A 21,897-nucleotide genomic window follows, 5' to 3' on the forward strand; every position below is an offset into this window, starting at 1 on the left:
TTTTTAAGTAAAGGAGGGTATTCAACATGGCACGTAAAACAAATGTACGTAAACGTCGTGTGAAAAAGAATATTGAAGCTGGTACAGCTCATATTCGTTCAACTTTCAATAACACAATCGTAACAATCACTGATGTTCATGGTAACGCAATTTCTTGGTCAAGCGCTGGATCATTAGGTTTCAAAGGATCTCGTAAATCTACTCCATTCGCTGCACAAATGGCTGCTGAAACTGCTGCTAAAGCTTCTATGGAACACGGATTAAAAACTCTTGACGTAACTGTTAAAGGTCCGGGTGCTGGTCGTGAGGCTGCTATCCGTGCTCTTCAAGCTGCTGGTCTTGAAGTAACTGCTATCAGAGACGTTACTCCAGTTCCACATAACGGATGCCGTCCACCAAAACGTCGTCGTGTATAATTTGTCTGTATAAATTTTCAAAAATTGTCTATAATGGATTATGATATATGTTTGGCAAATATTAACAGACATCTCTTGTTGTGCACAATTAGGAACTGCCTAATAGGGACTTTCGGTTAGCATGGTCTAACCGAGGGTTTCGACGTTTTGAAGGAGGGTTTAAAAAATGATTGAAATCGAAAAGCCGAAAATCGAAACGGTTGAGATCAGTGACGATTCCAAATATGGTAAATTCGTTATTGAACCACTTGAGCGTGGATATGGTACAACGCTAGGTAACTCCTTACGTCGTATCCTTTTATCCTCACTTCCTGGTGCCGCTGTAACTGCTATTCAAATTGATGGCGTGTTACATGAGTTCTCTACAGTTGAAGGTGTTGTAGAAGACGTTACAACAATTATTCTTAATGTTAAAAAACTTGCTCTGAAAATTTATTCAGATGAAGAAAAAACATTAGAAATTGATGTACGCGGTGAAGGGCCAATTACTGCGGCCGATATTACGCATGATAGCGATGTTGAAGTTCTAAATCCAGATCTTCATATTGCAACTCTTGCTAAAGATGCTCATTTACGTATGCGTCTAACTGCTAGACGTGGACGTGGATACATCCCTGCAGATGGTAACAAAAGAGAGGATCAAGCAATAGGTGTTATTCCTATCGACTCGATTTACACTCCAGTGTCTCGTGTCACATACCAAGTTGAAAATACACGTGTGGGACAGGTTTCAAATTTCGATAAGTTAACACTTGATGTTTGGACTGACGGAAGTATTGGACCTAAGGATGCTATCGCACTTGGTTCAAAAATTCTTACTGAACACTTAAACATTTTTGTAGGTTTAACTGACGAAGCTAAAAATGCAGAAATCATGGTTGAAAAAGAAGAAGATCAAAAAGATAAAGTCCTTGAAATGACGATTGAAGAACTTGATCTTTCTGTTCGTTCATATAACTGCTTAAAGCGAGCTGGTATTAATACTGTACAAGAGCTTGCGAATAAGACAGAAGAAGACATGATGAAAGTACGTAACTTAGGTCGTAAGTCTTTAGAAGAAGTAAAACATAAGTTAGAAGAGTTAGGTCTAGGCCTACGTAAAGAAGACTGATTGTAGCTTCGATAAAGGGAGAGGCGTTCTCTTCATGTCTATATGACCCAATTTTGATACTACTTACAAAGGAGGGAACTAGAAATGGGATACAGAAAATTAGGACGTACTAGCTCACAACGTAAAGCTATGTTACGTGACTTAGCTACTGATTTAATTATCAACGAACGTATTCAAACAACTGAAACTCGTGCGAAGGAGTTACGTTCAGTTGTTGAAAAAATGATTACTTTAGGTAAACGTGGAGACTTACACGCTCGTCGTCTAGCTGCTGCTTACATCCGTAATGAAGTTGCTAACGCTGAAAACGGTCAAGACGCTTTACAAAAATTATTTGCTGACATCGCTCCTCGTTACACTGAGCGCCAAGGTGGATACACTCGTATCGCAAAAATTGGTCCTCGTCGTGGAGACGCTGCACCAATGGTTGTTATCGAATTAGTTTAATATTCGAATACAAAAGGGCTCGACGTTTCTTGTAAACATGTCGTTGCCCTTTTTTTCTGTTTACTTTTAGACTATTATATATCTATAAACAATGAGAAATTATAGGTGAACAAATGAGAAAAGATAGTATTAAAGTAGATAACATATCTTTTAAATATCCACAGGCACAATCAAATGCAGTTCATTCTGTATCATTTACTATTAAAGAAAATGAATGGATTGCTATAGTTGGGCGAAACGGATCAGGAAAGTCAACATTAGCTAAACTTTTAAATGGACTAATCTTACCCGAAGAGGGTCAAATTGTGATTGATGAGGAAATTAGCTTATCCGAAAAAACAATTTGGGACGTGCGAAAGAAAATAGCGATGGTATTTCAAAATCCTGATAATCAGTTTGTAGGCACAACAGTAATAGATGATATTGCATTTGGATTAGAAAACCACGGTATTGAGAAAAAAGAAATGGATCGTCGAATTGAAGAAGTTTTAAACATCGTCAATATGAATGAATTTGTACTCCATGAGCCACACTCTCTTTCTGGAGGCCAAAAACAAAGAGTAGCAATAGCAGGAGCATTAGCAATTCAACCAAGTATATTAATATTAGATGAAGCTACATCGATGTTAGATCCTTTCGGTAGAAAAGAAGTAATCGAGACAATACGTGATTTACATAAAGACATTAATATGACTGTTATTTCAATTACTCATGATATAGAAGAAGCAATACATGCAGACCGTATTTTAATTATGCATGATGGTCATTTAGTTCAAAGCGTAACTCCAGAAGAGCTTTTAAAAACAGAGTTTTCTTTAGAGTCGCTTGGATTAGCATCTCCTTTTACACATAACCTTTCTAGTTTATTAATCGAAAAAGGTTTACCTTTGAGACAAGACCATCTAGAGCAAGAAAGCTTGGTGAGCGAATTATGCAAATTACTTTTGAAAAAGTAGGCTATACTTATCAGCCGAAGACACCTTTTGAGCATCGTGCTCTTTATGATATTAATGTTACGATACCAAATGGGTCATATTATGCTGTAATTGGTCACACAGGATCAGGTAAATCTACTTTTCTGCAACATTTAAATGGCCTCTTACAACCTACAGAGGGCATCGCTAAAATAGACGATATTACCCTTTTGTCAGATAAAAAAAACAAGAATTTAAAATCATTAAGAAAAAAAGTAGGATTAGTTTTTCAGTTTCCTGAGCAACAATTATTTGAAGAAACTGTAGAGAAAGATATTTGCTTTGGTCCAATGAATTTTGGTGTATCTGAAGAAGAAGCAAAAAAAAGAGCTAAAGATCTAATTGAAAAAGTAGGCTTAAGTGAAGAATATTTAATAAAGTCACCATTTGAATTAAGTGGTGGTCAAATGAGAAGGGTTGCTATTGCAGGTGTTTTAGCAATGGAGCCAGAGGTTTTAGTTTTGGATGAACCAACTGCTGGTCTTGATCCTAGTGGTCAAAAAGCTTTAATGGATATGTTTTACCAATTGCATAAAGAAAAGGGCCTGACGATCATTTTGGTGACGCATAGCATGGAAGATGCAGCGAGATATGCTGATACAATCCATGTGCTTCAAAAAGGGACTACATATTTAAAGGGAAGCCCTTTAGAAGTGTTCTCATATGAAAAGGAATTAGAGGAAATTGGATTACAGATTCCACTTTCTTTAAAATTCCACCAAGAACTAAATCAAAAATTAGGCATTAATGAAAAACCTACAAGTTTAACAATCGAACAGCTCGCTAATTATATAGCGAATCTTTATAATGGGGAAACAAAATGAATAGTCTAATTATCGGAAAATATATTCCAATCGATTCACTTATTCATCGTCTAGATGCTAGAGCAAAACTTCTTACAATGTTCATTTTTATTTGTATCGTTTTCTTAGCAAATAATTTTATAACATACGGTATATTATTTTTATTTTCAATTGTAACAGTATTGCTATCAAGAGTACCTCTTAATTATTATTTAAAAGGATTAAAAGCAATCTGGTTATTAGCAGTGTTTACGTTTTTATTGCATGTTTTTACAAATAAAGAGGGACCACTAATTTATCATTTTGGATGGGTCGAAATTCATAAAGAAGGAATTATTCAAGGGATTTATATATCTTTGAGATTTTTTCTTTTAGTTTCAATTACTACTTTACTGACATTAACAACAAATCCAATCGAAATTACCGATGGACTTGAGTCATTATTTAATCCATTTAAAAGGTTTGGTCTACCTGTGCATGAAATGGCTTTAATGATGTCAATTTCCCTACGCTTTATTCCAACGCTTATGGAAGAGACTGAAAAGATTATGAAGGCACAATCGTCTAGAGGAGTGGATTTCTCTTCAGGACCTATAAAAGACCGGTTAAAAGCATTAATTTCTTTACTTGTTCCATTATTTATTCATTCATTTAAACGGGCTGAAGACTTAGCAGTTGCGATGGAAGCTAGAGGTTACCAAGGCGGAGATGGAAGATCAAAGTTTCGCATTATGAAGTGGCATGTACGGGATACAGCATGTTTTGTTGTATTACTGATATTATTTTTACTATTATTGTTTTTACGTAAGTAATGGAGATAAGTTATGAATCGAATTAAATGTATAATTTCATATGATGGCACACTATTTAATGGTTACCAAGTTCAACCTAATCAGAGAACAGTCCAAACAGATTTTGAGAAGGTTCTAACAAAAATGCACAAAGGTATTCCAATTAGAATCCATGCATCTGGTAGGACAGATACAGGGGTACATGCAGTAGGACAAGTAATTCATTTTGATAGTGAATATGCCCTTCAACCAGAGCAATGGAAAAGAGCGTTAAATGCACAATTGCCTAAAGATATTAATGTTAGATCTGTAGAAATCGTCGATGATCATTTTCACTCTAGATTTGACGTCGTTCGAAAAGAATACCGTTATTTTATTTGGAATGAAAAAGATGAAAATGTTTTTTCCAGAAACCATCATTATTTTTTTCCTTTTGATCTAAATATTGCTAAAATGCAAGAAGCTTTAGAATGCTTATTAGGTACTCATGATTTTAGTTCCTTTTGTGCATCAAATACAGATATAAAGGACAAAGTACGAACGATTTATAAAGGAAGTATTAATAAAACAGATCAGGGGATTGTCATCGCTCTTGAAGGAAATGGTTTTCTTTATAATATGGTAAGAATAATTGTTGGAACATTAATTGAAGTAGGGCAAGGAAAGCGTGATGTAAAAAGTGTTAAAAACGCATTATTAGCACGTGATCGAGCCAAGGCTGGCAAGACTTCACCGCCTAATGGACTTTTTTTATGGAAAGTTGATTATAACAACTAATCCTGGTGTAACATTTGCTTGACATTAGAAGGTATAAAGTTTAATATTAAATACGGTATTGTTTTAAGAACCACGATTAGCCCCGGAACCAGTCGTGTTAAAGATAAACAATAAAAACAATTTTACTTTATGTATATTGTATTAGGAGGAAAATAGAATGCGCACAACTTATATGGCAAAAGCTAGCGAAGTTGAACGTAAGTGGTTCGTTGTAGACGCTGAAGGAAAAACTTTAGGTCGTCTTGCAACTGAAGTAGCTACTTTACTTCGCGGTAAGCACAAACCAACTTTCACACCACACGTTGATACAGGTGATAACGTAATCATCATCAATGCTGAGAAAGTTGAATTAACAGGAAACAAATTAAACAATAAAATTTACTACCGTCATACAATGTATGCTGGTGGTTTAAAAGAGCGTACAGCTTTAGAAATGCGTACTAACTACCCAGTTAAAATGCTTGAGTTAGCTGTTAAAGGTATGCTTCCAAAAGGACGTCTTGGACGTGCTCAAATTAAAAAGTTACACGTGTATGCTGGTAACGAGCATCCACACCAAGCACAAAAACCAGAAGTTTACGAACTTCGCGGATAATTATAAAAGGAGGGCATTCACATGGCACAAGTACAATACTATGGCACAGGACGTCGTAAAAGCTCAGTAGCTCGTGTACGTTTAGTTCCTGGCGAAGGACGCGTTATCATTAACGGTCGTGATTTTGAAGATTACATCCCATTCGCTGCATTAAGAGAAGTTGTTAAACAACCACTTGTTGCAACTGAAACATTAGGTAGCTATGATATTTTAGTAAACGTTAACGGTGGTGGATACACTGGTCAAGCTGGTGCAATTCGTCACGGTATCTCAAGAGCATTATTACAAGTTGATCCTGAATACCGCGGAACTTTAAAACGCGCTGGATTATTAACTCGTGATGCACGTATGAAAGAGCGTAAAAAATACGGTCTTAAAGGTGCACGTAGAGCTCCTCAGTTCTCAAAACGTTAATTTTTATTTATACGTTCAAAACTCCTCTCCACTTTGTGGACAGGAGTTTTTTTATTTTGCGGGTTTATTCATCATATATATAATTGAAATTCCTATGTTCAATCCTTCCACTCAACTGCTTCCTTTTCTCTGATCTTTCCTTTGATTGTTGCATCCCTGTTGTTATTCCAAAATGAAACGGTTTTTTTTACTCGCACTTCTATTCTTTGCTCTCCTCATTGTTCAATAATGGTCAAGCATTTAGCTTTTTTGAAACTTTTTATAATTATTTTAAGAGCGTTTGTAGGTTTTTGTATTGTTTTGTAGGTTTGCATTTAAAATTAGTTATGTATTTCATTTATATATATGAAAGCGTTAACAAGGGGGATTTATATGAAGAAATTTGGATTAGCTACGCAAATCTTTGTTGCTCTTATATTAGGTATTGTTGTAGGAGCTTTAGTATACGGAAACGAAAAGGCAATATCTTATATTCAACCGATTGGTGATATCTTTATTCATTTAATTAAAATGATCGTTATGCCAATTGTAATTTCAGCTCTTGTAGTAGCTGTAGCAGGTGTAGGGGATATAAAGAAGCTAGGAAAACTTGGAGGAAAAACACTTCTTTATTTTGAAATTATTACGACCATTGCACTAGGAATTGGAATGCTTGCAGCGAATTTATTCCACCCAGGTAAAGGCGTGGATATGACTCATCTGCAAAAAGGTGATATTTCAGCATATGAACAAACAGCGACTGCAACACAACAAAGTGGTTTTGCAGAGACAATTGTTCATATTTTCCCGAAAAATGTATTTGAATCAATGGCACAAGGTGATTTATTGCCGATTATTTTCTTCTCTGTTTTATTTGGTTTAGGAGTAGCAGCGATAGGGGAAAAAGGGAAGCCTGTTCTTGGATTTTTTGAAGGCGTATTAGAAGCGATGTTTTGGGTTACTAATCAAGTTATGAAAACTGCTCCGTTTGGGGTTTTCGCGTTGATTGCTGTAACAGTTGCAAAGTTTGGTGTAAGTACTTTATTACCACTTGGTAAACTTGTTTTAGCTGTTTATATAACTGTGGCATTTTTTGCTATTGTTATTTTAGGTATTAATGCTAAAATGACAGGGACGAATATTTTTACACTAATGAAGATTTTAAAGGAAGAGCTGATTCTTTCATTTACAACAGCAAGTTCGGAAGCAGTACTTCCAAACATTATGAAAAAGATGGAAGAAATGGGTTGTCCAAAAGCAATTGTATCCTTTGTTATACCGACAGGGTACTCATTTAACTTAACGGGTTCAGCGATTTACCAAGCTCTTGCTGCATTATTTGTTGCTCAGATGTACAATATTCACATGTCATTTATGGAGCAGATAACATTATTATTTGTACTAATGCTTACATCAAAAGGTATGGCCGGTGTCCCTGGTGCATCGTTCGTAGTAGTACTGGCTACACTAGGTTCAATGGGATTACCTTTAGAAGGAATCGCATTAATTGCGGGTATTGACCGTATTTTAGATATGGTTCGTTCTGCAGTAAATGTATTAGGAAACTCGTTAGCGGCCATTACGATGGCGAAATGGGAAGGCGAATACGATAAAGAGAAAGCGCAACAATATATTGAGTCTATTAAGGAATCAAAAGTTGCGTAAAGATGGGAGAAAAAACAAATGGCGGCTACTGAAATTAAACCAAACATACGCATTGAAAAAGATTTTTTAGGGGAAAAAGAAATTCCTGCAGATGCCTACTATGGTGTCCAAACATTACGCGCAGTTGAGAACTTTCCTATTACTGGTTATAAAATTCACGAAGAGCTTATTAAAGCTTTAGCAATTGTAAAGAAGGCAGCAGCACTTGCTAACGTAGAAACAAAACGCCTTTATGAAGGAAATGGTAAAGCGATTGCAGAGGCAGCTCAAGAAATTATTGAGGGAAAATGGCATGATCAGTTCATTGTTGATCCTATCCAAGGTGGCGCAGGGACATCAATGAATATGAATGCAAATGAGGTTATTGCAAATCGTGCGCTTGAAATTCTAGGTAAAGAAAAAGGTGACTATTTCTGCATTAGTCCTAATACCCATGTAAATATGTCGCAGTCTACAAATGATGCATTCCCAACTGCAATTCATATCGCGACTTTAAATATGTTAGAGAAATTATTAAACACAATGAATTATATGCGTGATTTATTTGACTTAAAGGCAAAAGAATTTGACCATGTAATTAAAATGGGCCGTACTCACTTACAAGATGCAGTACCGATTCGTTTAGGACAAGAATTCGAAGCATATTCTCGAGTACTTGGTCGTGATATAAAACGTATCGAACAATCTCGTCAGCACTTATATGAGGTAAATATGGGAGCTACAGCGGTTGGGACAGGTTTAAATGCAGATCCACGCTATATTGAACTAGTTGTTAAGCAACTTGCTGAAATAAGCGGATTATCACTTGTTGGAGCTGAGCATCTTGTTGATGCTACTCAAAACACTGATGCTTATACAGAAGTATCGGCTGCTCTAAAAGTATGTATGATGAATATGTCTAAAATTGCGAATGATTTACGTTTAATGGCTTCAGGCCCACGTGCAGGACTTGGTGAAATTTCATTGCCAGCTCGTCAACCAGGTTCATCTATTATGCCAGGTAAAGTAAATCCTGTAATGGCAGAAGTAATTAACCAAGTTGCTTTCCAAGTAATCGGTAATGATCATACAATCTGTTTAGCGTCTGAAGCAGGACAATTAGAATTAAACGTTATGGAGCCTGTTCTAGTATTTAATTTACTTCAATCAATTAACATTATGAATAATGCATTCCGTGCGTTTACAGATAATTGTTTAAAAGGAATTGAAGCGAATGAAGACAGAATGAAAGAATATGTAGAAAAGAGCGTTGGTCTAATCACAGCGGTTAATCCACATATCGGTTATGAAGTTGCTGCGAGAATAGCTAGAGAAGCAATTCTAACAGGAAAACCAATTCGTGAACTTTGCTTAAAATATGACGTATTATCAGAAGAAGAACTTGATTTAATTTTAGATCCATTTGAAATGACTCACCCTGGTATTGCTGGTGCAGTTCTTTTAGAGCGTCAATAAAACAGTCAGCCTTCTGATTTACGCTCACTTTCTATGTTGCTTAGCCTGTTTGCGGTGCTTATACCGCCATGTATGTAAATTTAGCACCGCTTCTCGCTTTGCACATTGAAAGAACAGTCATTTTAAATTAGTTTGACAATTAATTATTACAAAGTAAGGGCGAAAAGCCCTTTTTTGCTTAACTAAAAAAGATAAAAATAAAATAAAATAGATAGATAAGGGATGGGATTATATGCATAAATTCAAGGTAGGTTCGAATGGTGAAGTGGAGACTACCTTGCGAGGTGCCGAATTATTAGGTGTGCCAATGCTTAATAAAGGAGTTGCATTTACTCAAGAGGAACGAAAAGAATTAGGTTTAACAGGATTATTACCGCCAGCTGTACTGACGCTGGAGGAGCAAGCTAAACGTGCTTACGCGCAATTCTCGTCACAACCTACTGATTTGCATAAAAATGTTGCATTATCAGCTTTACATGATCGTAATGAAACGTTATTTTATCGAGTACTAACTGATCACTTACCAGAAATGCTTCCTGTTGTTTATACACCAACAGTTGGTTTAGCGATTCAACGTTATAGTAATGAATATAGAAGACCTCGTGGTTTGTATTTATCGATTAATGAAGAAGATGGTATCGAACAAGCATTTGATAATTATGGCGCAAATGCAGATGAAATTGATTTAATCGTTATTACTGACGGTGAAGGAATATTAGGAATTGGTGACTGGGGAGTTGGAGGTATTAATATCGCAATCGGTAAATTAGCGGTATATACAGCTGCGGCAGGTATTGATCCAGCACGAGTATTACCAGTCATTTTAGATGTCGGTACTGATCGCGAAGAGCTACTAGATAATCCATTTTATGTTGGAAACAGACATCCTCGCGTTCGCGATAGCCGATATGATGCGTTTATTGATAAGTTTGTAACGACTGCAGTCGAAAAATTCCCAAATGCATTACTTCATTGGGAGGATTTTAGCTCTAAAAATGCGCGAAACATTTTAGATAGGTATCGTCACCAAGTTTGTACTTTCAATGATGATATTCAAGGTACAGGAGCTGTATCACTTGCAGCTGTGCTAGCGGCAGTGAATGCATCTGGTATTCCATTAAGTGAACATCGTGTAGTTGTATTCGGTGCAGGAGCAGCAGGTATTGGAATAGCAGATCAAGTACGTGATGCAATGGTACGTGAAGGCCTTTCATTCGAATTAGCAAACCGCAGATTCTGGTGTATTGACAGAAATGGATTGCTTGCAGAGGATATGGAAGGGTTGTTCGACTTCCAACAACCATATGCACGCCCTATCGAGGAAAATAATTCAGGTGCAAGCCTAGCAGAAGTTGTAAGCCAAGTTCATCCTACGATCTTAATTGGTACTTCAACTGTTGCCGGTGCTTTCACAGAAGAGATTGTAAGAGATATGGCAGCACATGTTGAAAGACCTGTAATTTTACCGATGTCCAATCCTACACCACTTGCAGAAGCAAAGCCTTCTGATTTAATCAAGTGGACTGAAGGAAGAGCATTGGTAGCAACAGGAAGTCCTTTTGCTCCAGTAACATATAACAAAACGGTTTATGTAATTGGTCAATCAAATAACGCTCTTATTTTCCCAGGCTTAGGACTTGGAACAAATGTTTCACGCGCAAGTATTATTACTGATGGAATGTTTGCAGCGGCAGCAGAAGCTGTAGCGGAAATGATCGATGTAAGTAAATTAGGTGCACCATTACTACCTCAAATTGAGAATCTACGTACTATTTCAGAAGTAGTTGCGATTGAAGTAGCAAAAGCAGCAGTTGCTGACGGGGTAGCTCGAGTTGTACACGACGATATTGAGCAAGCTGTACGTAACGCTATGTGGGAGCCTGCATATCGACCTATTAAAGCTACTAAAGAATTGGTCACTATATAAAAATAAAAAATACAGCTTGTTTCATCAAGCTGTATTTTCTTATGAAATTTAGTAGTATGGAGGATCATTGTGTTAATAACAACAAGACGATATACTAGTAGCAAAAATCAGGAAGTGGCGGATTTGAAATCTAAAGGATTGCAAGGTAAAGATTTCTGGATTGTTATTGCACTTATGGTTATTGTTCCGATAGCCGGTGAACTAAACTTTCATCCATTTGATAATATATTTCGTGTTAGTTTTGGAACCCCAATTTTTTTCTTTTCTTTATTGTATTTTAGGAATTATCATTCTGTTCTAATAGGGCTGTTAATAGGCATATCTGTTTTTGTATTCCGTGTTGGACTAGATTGGTTAGTATTGACAGATTTTAATTTTGCTTCATCCTTTTCGGTCAGATTTCCTACTTTTTTATATTATTTTTCATTTTCCGTTTTCTTTTATTTATTAAAAGTAAATCAGTTTCAGCACCCTTTGCTAATAGGAATTTTCGGTATTACGATTGAGATCACTTCTAGTTTAATCGAATTAATACTGCAACTTTATGGAATGGGATCTTCACTTACTGTGGATGAGTTAAACAAAATTATTATTATTGCGGTGTTTAGAAGTTTTTTTGTATTAGCATTTATCAATATGATGAAGCTTTACGAACTAAAACTGAAGGAATCACAAACTCGTAAAGAGAATGAAAATATGCTTATGCATTTATCCAATTTGTACGTAGAGTCTGTTTATTTGAAAAAAACATTACAAAATGCCGAAACAATAACAAAAGAATCCTACAATTTATATCGAGACATGAGTAAGTACAAACAAGATTTAGGCGTTCCAATCGAAAAATGGGGTAGCAAATCTTTAAGAATTGCAGGAGAGGTTCATGAAATAAAAAAGGATAACCAAAGAATTTTCGCTGGACTTTCTAAACTAATTACTAGTGAAAGTTTGCCTGAATATATGAGTGTAAATGATTTAGTCACAATGGTTATACGAATTAATCAAAAATATGCAGGCATGCTAGGAAAAAAAATTGAGTTTGTTTCTCATATAAAAGGAGAACATCCGCACTATCATATTTATCTAATGCTATCATTTATTAATAACTTAGTTGCGAACGCAGTTGAAGCTATAGAGCTTAAAGGGAGAATTCTCTTATCAATAGAAAAAGCTGAAGATTGGATTGAATGTAAGGTTATTGATAATGGACCTGGAGTTCCTTCAAAAAATATGAAGCTTATTTTTAAACCTGGGTTTACGTCTAAATATAGCGATGATGGAACCCCTTCTACAGGAATTGGTTTATCCTATATCAAAGAAATGGCAGAAGAACTGGGAGGAGAAGTTATTCTCAATCAAAAAGAGAGTGAATGTATTTTTACGATCCGACTACCAATCGGAGCTCTCGTCTTAGAAAGGATGAATTTATGAACTTTTATATCACAGATGATGATGAAGTCTTTCGATCGATGTTATCACAAATCATAGAGGATGAAGAGTTAGGTGAAGTGGTTGGTGAGGCGGAAGACGGCTTTTTTTTAGATACAAATACACTCGAAATAAATCATGTTGATATATTATTTATTGATCTATTAATGCCTCTTCAGGACGGTATAGAAACAATACGGAGAATGGGATCTTCATTCAAAGGGAAAATTATTATGATTTCTCAAGTGGAGTCGAAAGAATTGATCGGAGAAGCTTATTCTCTTGGTATCGAATATTACATTACTAAGCCGTTGAACAAAATTGAAGTGATATCGGTTGTTAGAAAGGTCTTGGAGCGAATTCGACTTGAGCGATCGATTCTTGATATTCAAAAGTCATTAAGTAATGTTTTTGATGTAAATTCAATCAATCAACATAATCCAGTATCTGATAAAAAGAAAATTACAGATTGGGGACAAGTTCTATTATCAGAACTTGGCATAGCTGGAGAAAATGGGAGCAAGGACTTGCTTGATATGCTCAATTACCTCTATGAATATGAAACGAATTTGGGCTTAGAGGCAGGGTTTCCTACATTAAAGGATATATACACTCACATCAGTTTGAAAAAGCTAGGGATTGTAAATTCTCCAGAAGACGTTGAGCGGGAAAGGAAATCATCAGAACAACGAGTTCGTAGGGCAATTTATCAATCTTTAAACCATATGGCATCAATAGGACTGACAGATTTTGCGAACCCTAAATTTGAAAATTATGCTTCAAAGTTTTTTGATTTTGAAACAGTTCGTCAAAGAATGAGTGAATTGAAGCAAGTATCCTTGGCTTCATCAACGCATACTCGCATTAATGCAAAGAAATTTATACAAGTTTTATACTTTGAATCGAAACAACTTTTAGTTGAAAGATATTAATAATAAAATTTTATCTGGCCCTCAAACGCTTTTGAGGGCTTTTTTGTATATGATTACTTTCTGGAATAAACTAAATAGTATACTCATATTCTAAAATGATTAAAAATTAAAAAATTCTAATAATTCATTCTTGAATTGTAGCATAGAAGAGTTTTAAAAGAATAAAATAATATACCTTAATAAATTATACCTATGGCCATCTAGGTTAGGGGTGATGTACATTGGGCTTAATCGACTGGATAATGGGTAAAATGAATTTTCAATCAAGTACTAGTTCTTTTGAGTTATTAAATGATGAAGGGGATGGCCAATTAACATTAGGCGATACATTATTTAAGAATGATGTGATCAGGGCATGTATTAGACCTAAAGCTAATGCAATTGGAAAACTAAAAGTAACGCATGTTAGAGAAAATAATAGAGAATGCAAGATTAACCCTGATCCATGGATTTATAATGTACTGCAAGAGCCAAATCCATTTATGTCTAGGCAATTACTTTTAGAGAAAATGGTAACTCAGCTTGACCTAAATAGTAATGCGTTCGCATTTATAAAGCGAAATGATTTTGGCTATCCTACCGCTATTTTTCCTATTCCTTGCACGAAGGTTGAAGTGCTCGAAAATAATCAAGGTTTGATCTTATTAAAATTCACATTCAAAACTAAAAATGTACTAATTTTACCTTATAGCGATATCATTCATTTAAGAAAAGATTTTAATAGTAATGATCTATTTGGAACGCCCCCATATGATCCTTTACTTCCTTTATTAGAAGTGATTGATTCAGTAGATGACAGTATCGTCAATAATGTAAGTAACAATCGTTTTATGAATTGGTTATTAAACTTTAAGGAAGTACTAGATCAAGATGATCTGATTAAGAATACGAATGAGTTTGTAAACAATTATATGAAATATACAGGAGATGGTGTAAAAGCAGGTTTTTCGGAGCCAACTTACACTTTACAACAAGTACCCGCAAGTAACTATGCACCAGAGCCCCAAAGAACTAATGATGCAATTAGACGAATCCTTATGTTTTTTAATACGAATGAAAACATAGTACAGAGTACATTTAACGAGGACCAATGGAATGCGTATAATGAAGCCGTAATTAATCCATTAGTCATCCAGCTGAATAATGAATTTACACGTAAATTCTTTACTCCAGCGGAGCGAAAAAATGGTAATCGGATCGTTTTTGAAGCATCTAACTTAGAATTTGCATCAATTGCAACAAAATTAGCATTTTCAATTATGGTAGAACGAGCTTCCTTAACTCCTAATGAATGGCGTTCCTTAATGGGAATCGGACCAATCCAAAGAGGAGATGTTCCACTGCTAAAAACGGATACTGCTCCAATCGATCAGAAAGAAAGAGATAGAGAATTTGAGTTGCGCGTTGAAAGAGAAAAGAAACGCGAAGAAGAAATTGAAAAATGCAGACAAGAGTGTTTAGAAGAATGTAAACAATTTAAAGAGTTTTGTATGGAACAACAGAAGAAACTGTTAGAAAAACCAGAAACAGACGATAAAAATAGTTAATTAGATAAAATAGAGCTATTAACTAATTATTAGTTAGGCTTTTTTTTTTCAATTAGAAAGTTGGCATAGGTTAGATAGATAGGATACTTGTCCGAACACTTTTTCCATTGGTTCATATAGTAAAGTAAAAGCTAATATTAAACCAATTTATGGAGTTGTTTATATGTTTGAAAAAGATGCGATTATTACCCTATTAGGTAGTTCTGGCGGAGTGGCAAAGGCAGTGCTTTCTATATTTAATAAAGCGGCAAAAGATCCAAATGATCCGCTCCAACAGATAATAAAAAATGCCAGGTTTCATTTAATTGATTTGAAACAGAAAGATTTAACCTATTTTGAAAGGATTATTCCTAACCTAATAGAAAACGTTACATTTCATGAAATGAATGTTAATAATATTGATTTAATGAAAAAACATCTCATAGAGAGTAATACAGTTATTGTAGTTGATGTTTCTAGAGCGGATTCTGTTGAAATGTTGCGCTGCTGTAATGAGTTTGGTGTGAAATATGTCAACACTGCTTTAGAAAGTGAAATAGTAGATGAGGATGAAAGCATTAGTTCTGGGTTCCCACTTAAAGAACGCTTACGTATCTTCGAGGAAAATAAACGAAAGTTTAAAAATACTACAGCAATTATTGGTTCAGGAATGAATCCTGGGATTGTGCAATGGATGGCAATCGATTTAATGAACCAATTCCCTTTCGAAAAACCTCTTGCATGTTACATTGTTGAACATGATAATTCTTTTTATGAAAACCCTTCAATCGCTCAAAAAGAAACAATTTACACCACATGGTCCCCAGATTGCTTCCTAGAAGAGGCAGTCACAAGCTTTCCTATGTTTGTTAAACAAAATATTCCCATCTTCTTGTATGATGATGTTTATTCTGTTGAGTTTAAAGTAACATTGGGGGAAAAAGTCTTTTATGGTTGTCTTATGCCACATGAAGAAGTATTTATTATTGGCAAATTGTTCAACTTAGAAAGCGGTTTTGTGTATCGTGTTAATGAGCATACAACAAATCTAATTAGAAATAATTTAAAAAACACTGACGAAATATTGGGTTTTGATAAAAAGCTTCTAGATCCTTCAACAGCTCCATTAGTAGGAGAGGACGTAGTTGGAGTTTTACTTGTGTACGAAGATAAAGAGCGCTATATCTATAATGTGATGAACAATAAAGATTCATTCACTAATTACGGTACAAATGCAACCTACCTTCAAGTCGCTTGCGGAGTTTATGCAGGAGTTGCAAGTTTATTTTTGGATTCTGTAGCAAAAGGTGCCTACTTTGTAGATGAGTTAGTATTAAATACAAATAGTAATTATGGACAGTATTTAAAATATCATATGCCTCAGTTTGTATATGGAGAAAATGAAAAAAGTGATGGATTACTTTTACAAAGAATGAAAACATTCGATCATTAAAAATGCGAAAGAGGGTAGGAAGTTTTTTAAAGACCCCTCTTTTTATTTTATTTAACTACGAGTAAACCATTTAAGTCTTGAAAATTTTCTATTATATAAAATCTTTGTTTTTTGTGAAAATTACTATTTTTTTATGGAAGAAATTAAGTATGTAGTTTTTGAATGAAGCACACCTTTTCGTCTTAGACTATGGCTACGGGGAGGTTTCATCATGAATCTTATAACAAATTTCCGAGAAAAAAGAAGAGCAAAGCAAATTAAATTTGAAAAGAGTTTATTAAAAGAACTAAAAATAATGCAATTAAAAGCCCAATTAAAGGATTCGTTTTCCTACTGTATAGACGCAGACATTAACCAAAGAAAAGCAAGAGAGGATTACTGTTTCGAGTTAGCGGTAGAAACATATTTATTGGGTGCAAGATATAGCCGTTTTGGTTTTTATGGTGAACCAATTGAGAATGTTAAAAGAAGATCAGCTAAAGAATCTGAATGGTTAGCTTATTTATTTTATTCTTCTGTATTTGGTCGTAAGGATGATATTCAAACAGAACCGTTTGACCGATGTAAATCTTTTTTAAATAATTGGTGGTTAGATGGATATGTAAAAGGAGAAAGAAGACATAGACTTCGTTTATCAAAGTAAGTCATATTCTTCCTAGTTGTCCCATATATTTTTTATAGGACAATCAGGGGGAGAAAAAATGAAAAGATGGCACTTAATCGTTATCATTGTAACCTTTGTTTTTTTGATTTTGAGTATACCTTTATTACAAAAAACTTCAAAGACATGGAATTTTAGAGGACTTCCTCTAGATGGAAAAGTGATTGTGTTGGATGCTGGGCATGGTGGACCAGATGGAGGTGCTTCAGGTGGAGATGTTATTGAAAAAGTTGTTGCTCTGTCAATAACAAACAAACTGAGGGATTATTTACAAGGTCAAGGCGCAACGGTTATTATGACAAGAGATGGAGATTACGATCTAGCAGAGGATGGAATGAAAGGATATAGTAGAAGAAAAAGCGTTGATTTAAGGAAAAGGGTAGAAATTATTAATGGATCGGACGCAGACCTATACATATCAATTCATTTAAATTCCTTACCAAGAACATCTTCAAAAGGTGCACAAACATTCTATTATGGTTCATTAATTGAAAATGAGCGATTTGCAAAATACGTCCAAGCAGAGCTAAGGGAAAGTCTAAATAATACTCATCGATTAGCGAAAATTATTAATCATGTTTATTTGATGAAATATTCCAAAGTACCAGGTGCGCTTGTAGAAGTTGGCTTTTTATCAAATTATGAAGAAACTCAGCAGTTAAGAGATGAAGAATATCAAGATAAACTTGCTGCAGCTATATATAGAGGGGTTATTAGATATTATACAGATAAAAATGAACCGCCGAATTAATCGGTGTTTCAAACTATTGGCAAACGCTCGCTTTCTTCGTTACTTCGTCTGCTTACGGTGCTCATTACCGTTTAAGGTAACTCCGCTCCGCACAGACTTCGTGCCTCGAAAGACAAACGTTTTCAATTAGTTTGAAAATCATATTTTTTGGGCTTCGTCTACGATAAGGAACCGCCGAATTAATCGGTGTTTCAAACTATCGGCAAAACGCTCGCTTTCTTCGTTACTTTGGCTGTTTACAGTGCTCATTACCGTTTAAGGTAACTCTGCTCCGCACAAACTTCGTGCCTGGAAAGACAAACGTATTCAATTAGCTTGAAAATCAAATTTTTTGGACTTCGTCTACGATAAGGAACCGCCGAATTATTCGGTGGTTTTCATTTTTACTAACTAATTAATGTTACTTAAGACTAACTATGATACATGTGTTATACTATTTAGTATATTAAGATAACGAGGTGTAAATATGCTTACCAATGAACAAGTATTATCACTTTTAGGTACAATTAATGAGCCATTTTTAAATAAATCATTAGCAGAATTAGATGCTGTTAAAGAAATATCGATTAAAGAAGAGAAGAAACATGTAAGCGTTAAAATTGCTTTGTTGAAAACGGGGACAGCTGAACAAATGCAAATTCAAACACAAATTGTTCAGTTATTAAAGCAGAATGGTGCCGATACAGTTGGAATTCGATTTACTGAACTTACAGAAGAAGAAAAAGGTCAGTTTATTGATAACAATGAAGAAAACTCAACACTTTCACTATTAGATAATAAAAAAGTACAATTTTTAGCAATCGCAAGTGGAAAAGGTGGAGTAGGAAAATCAACTGTTTCTGTAAACTTAGCTGTTGCTTTAGCAAGATTAGGTAAAAAAGTGGGTATAATTGATGCTGATATTTATGGCTTTAGTGTACCTGATATGATGGGAATTACGACAAGACCTGTGATCAGAGGTGAGCGTATCATTCCAGTTGATCGTTTTGGAGTAAAGGTCATCTCAATGGGATTCTTTGTAGAAGATAATTCACCAATTATTTGGAGAGGTCCAATGCTTGGTAAAATGCTACAACAGTTTTTCACAGAAGTTGAGTGGGGAGATTTAGACTATTTATTACTAGATTTACCACCAGGTACAGGAGATGTAGCGTTAGACGTTCATAGCATGTTACCATCTTGTAAAGAAATAATTGTAACGACACCACATCCTACAGCTTCAATTGTTGCAGCTAGAGCGGGAGTAATGGCATTAAAAACAAATCATGAAATTATTGGTGTTGTAGAGAATATGAGTTATTTTGAAAGTAAAAAAACGGGCGAAAAAGAGTATGTTTTTGGTAAAGGTGGAGGAGAAAGGCTTGCAAAAGAGCTTCAAACAACTCTATTAGGACAATTACCTTTACAGCAGCCTGATTGGGATGAAGAGGACTTTGCTCCTTCAATATATGATAAAGATCACCCAACTGGTAAAATCTATACGTCGATTGCTAATCAAGTAGTCGAAAAAATCGTATTAAATAAATAATAAACAATACCCTTTTAATTTATATGCTTGTTTTTTGTTATCAATGGTTATACGATAACCATTGATAATATTTAGACATGAATTAAATTATTAGGGTATTTATATTGATTAAATAGTTAATAAAGTTTTATATGAATCGTTAATTTTAGAAGAAAATCAGAAGCTTTGTGAAATCGGGGGATTAAGAAACGAATGACGAGTCGGAAATTGGTTCGATTATTTTTAACAACATTACTAGTTGGTGGAATCGCAACAATCGTAACGGGTATGCTTTATGGGTATAAAGAGTACTTAAGTTATGTTCAAGATGGTAGATTTATTAAACTTCTAGTAGAAGTATCATTTTTATTTATATTAGGATTAGTATTCAGTGCAGTAAGTCAGATGGGATTCTTTGCATATTTGACGATACATAGATTCGGATTAGGCTTATTTAAGTCATTATGGAATACAGTTCAAATTGTGTTAATCATATTTGCTTTATTTGATTTAGCTTATTTTCGATTTAAAGAGTATGCGCACGGAGAAGCTTTTACTTTATATTTAATATTCCCAATAGTGCTTTTGGTAGGTAGTTTGATTGTTTCTTATATAAAAATGAAAGAAACAAACAAAGGGGCGTTTATTCCAGCATTATTTTTTATGATTGTCGTTACAATCGTTGAATGGGTCCCAGCATTAAGACAAAATGATCTTTCGTGGTTAATTTTAATGTTAGTACCTTTATTTATTTGTAATGCGTATCAGTTATTAACTCTACACAAAATACTAAAAAGCTAAGAGAAATATCTCTTAGCTTTTTTATTTTACAATTTTAATATTGGTTTTAGTATTAGATATCATTTGAGAAACAGTTATGTTTTTATATCCTTCGTCTTTTAGGTAGGACCAAATTAATGGCAATGCTTTTGGCGTTTGAAGTGCCGAATCACTTGCATGAAGCAAAATGATGTCGCCCGGATCAGTATTATTTTCTACGGTTTTAACAATTTTATTTGTTCCCGGATTTCTCCAGTCTTCAGTATTAACACTCCAATGTATCACAGAAAGATTGTTCCGTGCAGCAAGCTTTATAACTTCTTTATTATATTCACCATTTGGTGGTCTAAATAACTTAACGTCTTTTACACCTAGACGATTAAATACTTCTGCTGAATTATTTAAATCTCTTTGCATTTCAACTGGAGTTAGCTGGGTGTAGCTTTTATAACGATACCCAAGTGTTCCAATTTCGTGACCTTGTTTAACGATTGTTTCAACGATTTCTGGATGTCGCTCTGCCCATGATGCAGATAAGAAAAAAGTGGCATTCGTAATTTTTTGATTTCGTAATACGTCCAAAACTTTGAGTACATTTTCATCGCCCCAGCTTATATCAAAAGTAAGAGCTACATTTTTTTGTGAGGCATCACCTTTGTAAATTGCCATTGGCCCCTTGTTTGTTGAAAAAGTTGAAAATGTTTTAGGTGCTTGTATATAAACTAAGCAAGCTGTAAAAAATGCAATAATAGTAATTAAAGAAAATTGCTTTAATTTTCTTTTTGAAGTGATGTAAAAGTAAAAAAGCATAAAATCGCCTTCTTTCTTGTCCAAGTTCTTATATAAAGGATATGAGATTTAGTAAGCTTGTATGCTATAAAACGAAATGATTAAATGTTTTAAGTATTTAGAACAATAATAATGGGTTTAAAATCGAATTAAACCAAAAGTGCCATGGGGTGGGGGTTATGTTTGGAATACTTCTAAATAAGGAGCATGTATTAGAGATCGAGTCACTCATAATACGTTCGCTATATGAATTAGATAAAGAGCTATCATCGCATAATTTAAATGGTAGAGTTAGAAATGAAATGATTCAAAAGAAGAAAATCCTAAACGAAGTGTATAATAGATTACCGTTATAGGAGAATTCGCTTAAATAGGCTTGTACATTTATCCCATGAAAAAGATTTTAAAAAAAATCAATTTTTGTGTTGACGTTATATTTGAATACGTGGTATATTATTTCTTGTCTTCAACGACAACAAAAACTGATTCAACAAATTAAAAAATAATTTTTAAAAAATGTTGACAGGCTATATTACGAAATGGTAATATTAAAAAGTCGCTTACGAGCGATAAAGTGAACTTTGAAAACTAAACAAAACATGAAGTAAACGTCAATTATTAGTTTTTTGAGCAATACAAGATTTAAACTTAACTTTTATGGAGAGTTTGATCCTGGCTCAGGACGAACGCTGGCGGCGTGCCTAATACATGCAAGTCGA

General features: G+C 34.6%; 22 protein-coding genes and 1 rRNA gene. 22 read left to right on the plus strand and 1 reads right to left on the minus strand.

Features of this window, described 5'->3' with window-relative positions:
• The first annotated feature begins 26 nt into the window (after positions 1 to 26).
• The 20 genes from rpsK (at position 27) to BED47_RS10330 (ending at position 20,410) form a co-directional block, all read left to right on the plus strand.
• A complete protein-coding gene (rpsK, locus tag BED47_RS10235; protein ID WP_056467481.1) occupies positions 27 to 416 on the plus strand; it encodes a 30S ribosomal protein S11 in 390 nt (129 codons plus the stop codon).
• A 166-nt stretch (positions 417 to 582) separates the two neighbouring features.
• On the plus strand, positions 583 to 1,527 hold the full coding sequence (locus BED47_RS10240; protein ID WP_056467484.1) for a DNA-directed RNA polymerase subunit alpha: 945 nt from the start codon (positions 583 to 585) through the stop codon (positions 1,525 to 1,527).
• An 84-nt stretch (positions 1,528 to 1,611) separates the two neighbouring features.
• Positions 1,612 to 1,974, plus strand: coding sequence for a 50S ribosomal protein L17 (rplQ, locus tag BED47_RS10245; protein ID WP_056467487.1), 363 nt, complete (start codon positions 1,612 to 1,614; stop codon positions 1,972 to 1,974).
• Positions 1,975 to 2,087: 113 nt separating this feature from the next.
• Positions 2,088 to 2,930 carry an energy-coupling factor ABC transporter ATP-binding protein gene (locus BED47_RS10250; RefSeq protein WP_069033618.1) on the plus strand — a complete coding sequence of 281 codons (843 nt, stop codon included), beginning with the start codon at positions 2,088 to 2,090 and terminating at the stop codon, positions 2,928 to 2,930.
• Entirely contained in the window at positions 2,906 to 3,772 is an 867-nt protein-coding gene (locus BED47_RS10255) for an energy-coupling factor ABC transporter ATP-binding protein (protein ID WP_069033619.1), read from the plus strand. The genes BED47_RS10250 and BED47_RS10255 overlap by 25 nt, the downstream gene beginning before the upstream one ends.
• On the plus strand, positions 3,769 to 4,563 hold the full coding sequence (gene cbiQ / locus BED47_RS10260) for a cobalt ECF transporter T component CbiQ (RefSeq protein WP_069033620.1): 795 nt from the start codon (positions 3,769 to 3,771) through the stop codon (positions 4,561 to 4,563). The genes BED47_RS10255 and cbiQ overlap by 4 nt, the downstream gene beginning before the upstream one ends.
• 12 nt (positions 4,564 to 4,575) lie before the next feature.
• Positions 4,576 to 5,319: a tRNA pseudouridine(38-40) synthase TruA gene (truA, locus tag BED47_RS10265; RefSeq protein ID WP_069033621.1), complete on the plus strand. Its 744-nt coding sequence runs from the start codon at positions 4,576 to 4,578 to the stop codon at positions 5,317 to 5,319.
• Between the two features lie 157 nt (positions 5,320 to 5,476).
• Positions 5,477 to 5,914: a 50S ribosomal protein L13 gene (gene rplM, locus BED47_RS10270; RefSeq protein WP_056467502.1), complete on the plus strand. Its 438-nt coding sequence runs from the start codon at positions 5,477 to 5,479 to the stop codon at positions 5,912 to 5,914.
• Between the two features lie 21 nt (positions 5,915 to 5,935).
• On the plus strand, positions 5,936 to 6,328 hold the full coding sequence (gene rpsI / locus BED47_RS10275; RefSeq protein ID WP_056467505.1) for a 30S ribosomal protein S9: 393 nt from the start codon (positions 5,936 to 5,938) through the stop codon (positions 6,326 to 6,328).
• A 372-nt stretch (positions 6,329 to 6,700) separates the two neighbouring features.
• The gene (locus BED47_RS10280; protein WP_069033622.1) at positions 6,701 to 7,972 is read left to right on the plus strand and encodes a cation:dicarboxylate symporter family transporter; all 1,272 of its coding nucleotides are present in this window, start codon (positions 6,701 to 6,703) and stop codon (positions 7,970 to 7,972) included.
• 18 nt (positions 7,973 to 7,990) lie between these two features.
• Positions 7,991 to 9,427 (plus strand): aspartate ammonia-lyase, encoded by a 1,437-nt coding sequence (gene aspA / locus BED47_RS10285; protein ID WP_069033623.1) that lies wholly within the window; start codon positions 7,991 to 7,993, stop codon positions 9,425 to 9,427.
• Between the two features lie 232 nt (positions 9,428 to 9,659).
• Complete coding sequence (locus BED47_RS10290) at positions 9,660 to 11,354, plus strand: NAD-dependent malic enzyme (protein WP_069033624.1); 1,695 nt, start codon at positions 9,660 to 9,662, stop codon at positions 11,352 to 11,354.
• 114 nt (positions 11,355 to 11,468) lie between these two features.
• The gene (locus BED47_RS10295; protein ID WP_439097779.1) at positions 11,469 to 12,782 is read left to right on the plus strand and encodes an ATP-binding protein; all 1,314 of its coding nucleotides are present in this window, start codon (positions 11,469 to 11,471) and stop codon (positions 12,780 to 12,782) included.
• The gene (locus BED47_RS10300) at positions 12,779 to 13,711 is read left to right on the plus strand and encodes a response regulator (RefSeq protein WP_069033625.1); all 933 of its coding nucleotides are present in this window, start codon (positions 12,779 to 12,781) and stop codon (positions 13,709 to 13,711) included. Before BED47_RS10295 ends, BED47_RS10300 begins: the two co-directional genes overlap by 4 nt.
• 221 nt (positions 13,712 to 13,932) lie before the next feature.
• Positions 13,933 to 15,258 (plus strand): phage portal protein, encoded by a 1,326-nt coding sequence (locus BED47_RS10305; protein ID WP_069033626.1) that lies wholly within the window; start codon positions 13,933 to 13,935, stop codon positions 15,256 to 15,258.
• A gap of 163 nt (positions 15,259 to 15,421) precedes the next feature.
• On the plus strand, positions 15,422 to 16,690 hold the full coding sequence (locus BED47_RS10310) for an S-adenosylmethionine decarboxylase related protein (protein ID WP_069033627.1): 1,269 nt from the start codon (positions 15,422 to 15,424) through the stop codon (positions 16,688 to 16,690).
• 211 nt (positions 16,691 to 16,901) lie between these two features.
• Positions 16,902 to 17,333: a DUF2521 family protein gene (locus BED47_RS10315; protein ID WP_069033628.1), complete on the plus strand. Its 432-nt coding sequence runs from the start codon at positions 16,902 to 16,904 to the stop codon at positions 17,331 to 17,333.
• A gap of 58 nt (positions 17,334 to 17,391) precedes the next feature.
• Positions 17,392 to 18,102 carry an N-acetylmuramoyl-L-alanine amidase CwlD gene (cwlD, locus tag BED47_RS10320; protein WP_069033629.1) on the plus strand — a complete coding sequence of 237 codons (711 nt, stop codon included), beginning with the start codon at positions 17,392 to 17,394 and terminating at the stop codon, positions 18,100 to 18,102.
• A 466-nt stretch (positions 18,103 to 18,568) separates the two neighbouring features.
• A complete protein-coding gene (locus BED47_RS10325) occupies positions 18,569 to 19,630 on the plus strand; it encodes an Mrp/NBP35 family ATP-binding protein (protein ID WP_069033630.1) in 1,062 nt (353 codons plus the stop codon).
• Positions 19,631 to 19,822: 192 nt separating this feature from the next.
• Positions 19,823 to 20,410, plus strand: coding sequence for a KinB-signaling pathway activation protein (locus BED47_RS10330; protein WP_069033631.1), 588 nt, complete (start codon positions 19,823 to 19,825; stop codon positions 20,408 to 20,410).
• A gap of 21 nt (positions 20,411 to 20,431) precedes the next feature.
• Here the strand turns inward: BED47_RS10330 and pdaB are convergent, their stop codons facing one another.
• Positions 20,432 to 21,199 (minus strand): polysaccharide deacetylase family sporulation protein PdaB, encoded by a 768-nt coding sequence (gene pdaB, locus BED47_RS10335; RefSeq protein WP_069033632.1) that lies wholly within the window; start codon positions 21,197 to 21,199, stop codon positions 20,432 to 20,434.
• Between the two features lie 158 nt (positions 21,200 to 21,357).
• On the opposite strand from pdaB, the gene BED47_RS23700 reads away from it, so the two are divergent.
• Together BED47_RS23700 and BED47_RS10340 are read left to right on the plus strand one after the other, a co-directional pair.
• Positions 21,358 to 21,534, plus strand: coding sequence for a hypothetical protein (locus tag BED47_RS23700; RefSeq protein WP_175403482.1), 177 nt, complete (start codon positions 21,358 to 21,360; stop codon positions 21,532 to 21,534).
• A 298-nt stretch (positions 21,535 to 21,832) separates the two neighbouring features.
• Positions 21,833 to 21,897, plus strand: a 16S ribosomal RNA gene (locus tag BED47_RS10340); the annotation flags it as partial.

Source organism: Gottfriedia luciferensis (genome assembly GCF_001712755.1).
Taxonomy (GTDB): Bacteria; Bacillota; Bacilli; order Bacillales; family Bacillaceae_G; genus Gottfriedia; species Gottfriedia luciferensis_B.

Coding starts and splice junctions, on each gene's coding strand:
- rpsK (WP_056467481.1), top strand. CDS start 27: ATGGCACGTAAAACAAATGTACGTAAACGTCGTGTGAAAAAGAATATT.
- BED47_RS10240 (WP_056467484.1), top strand. CDS start 583: ATGATTGAAATCGAAAAGCCGAAAATCGAAACGGTTGAGATCAGTGAC.
- rplQ (WP_056467487.1), top strand. CDS start 1,612: ATGGGATACAGAAAATTAGGACGTACTAGCTCACAACGTAAAGCTATG.
- BED47_RS10250 (WP_069033618.1), top strand. CDS start 2,088: ATGAGAAAAGATAGTATTAAAGTAGATAACATATCTTTTAAATATCCA.
- BED47_RS10255 (WP_069033619.1), top strand. CDS start 2,906: ATGCAAATTACTTTTGAAAAAGTAGGCTATACTTATCAGCCGAAGACA.
- cbiQ (WP_069033620.1), top strand. CDS start 3,769: ATGAATAGTCTAATTATCGGAAAATATATTCCAATCGATTCACTTATT.
- truA (WP_069033621.1), top strand. CDS start 4,576: ATGAATCGAATTAAATGTATAATTTCATATGATGGCACACTATTTAAT.
- rplM (WP_056467502.1), top strand. CDS start 5,477: ATGCGCACAACTTATATGGCAAAAGCTAGCGAAGTTGAACGTAAGTGG.
- rpsI (WP_056467505.1), top strand. CDS start 5,936: ATGGCACAAGTACAATACTATGGCACAGGACGTCGTAAAAGCTCAGTA.
- BED47_RS10280 (WP_069033622.1), top strand. CDS start 6,701: ATGAAGAAATTTGGATTAGCTACGCAAATCTTTGTTGCTCTTATATTA.
- aspA (WP_069033623.1), top strand. CDS start 7,991: ATGGCGGCTACTGAAATTAAACCAAACATACGCATTGAAAAAGATTTT.
- BED47_RS10290 (WP_069033624.1), top strand. CDS start 9,660: ATGCATAAATTCAAGGTAGGTTCGAATGGTGAAGTGGAGACTACCTTG.
- BED47_RS10300 (WP_069033625.1), top strand. CDS start 12,779: ATGAACTTTTATATCACAGATGATGATGAAGTCTTTCGATCGATGTTA.
- BED47_RS10310 (WP_069033627.1), top strand. CDS start 15,422: ATGTTTGAAAAAGATGCGATTATTACCCTATTAGGTAGTTCTGGCGGA.
- BED47_RS10315 (WP_069033628.1), top strand. CDS start 16,902: ATGAATCTTATAACAAATTTCCGAGAAAAAAGAAGAGCAAAGCAAATT.
- cwlD (WP_069033629.1), top strand. CDS start 17,392: ATGAAAAGATGGCACTTAATCGTTATCATTGTAACCTTTGTTTTTTTG.
- BED47_RS10325 (WP_069033630.1), top strand. CDS start 18,569: ATGCTTACCAATGAACAAGTATTATCACTTTTAGGTACAATTAATGAG.
- BED47_RS10330 (WP_069033631.1), top strand. CDS start 19,823: ATGACGAGTCGGAAATTGGTTCGATTATTTTTAACAACATTACTAGTT.
- pdaB (WP_069033632.1), bottom strand. CDS start 21,199: ATGCTTTTTTACTTTTACATCACTTCAAAAAGAAAATTAAAGCAATTT.
- BED47_RS23700 (WP_175403482.1), top strand. CDS start 21,358: ATGTTTGGAATACTTCTAAATAAGGAGCATGTATTAGAGATCGAGTCA.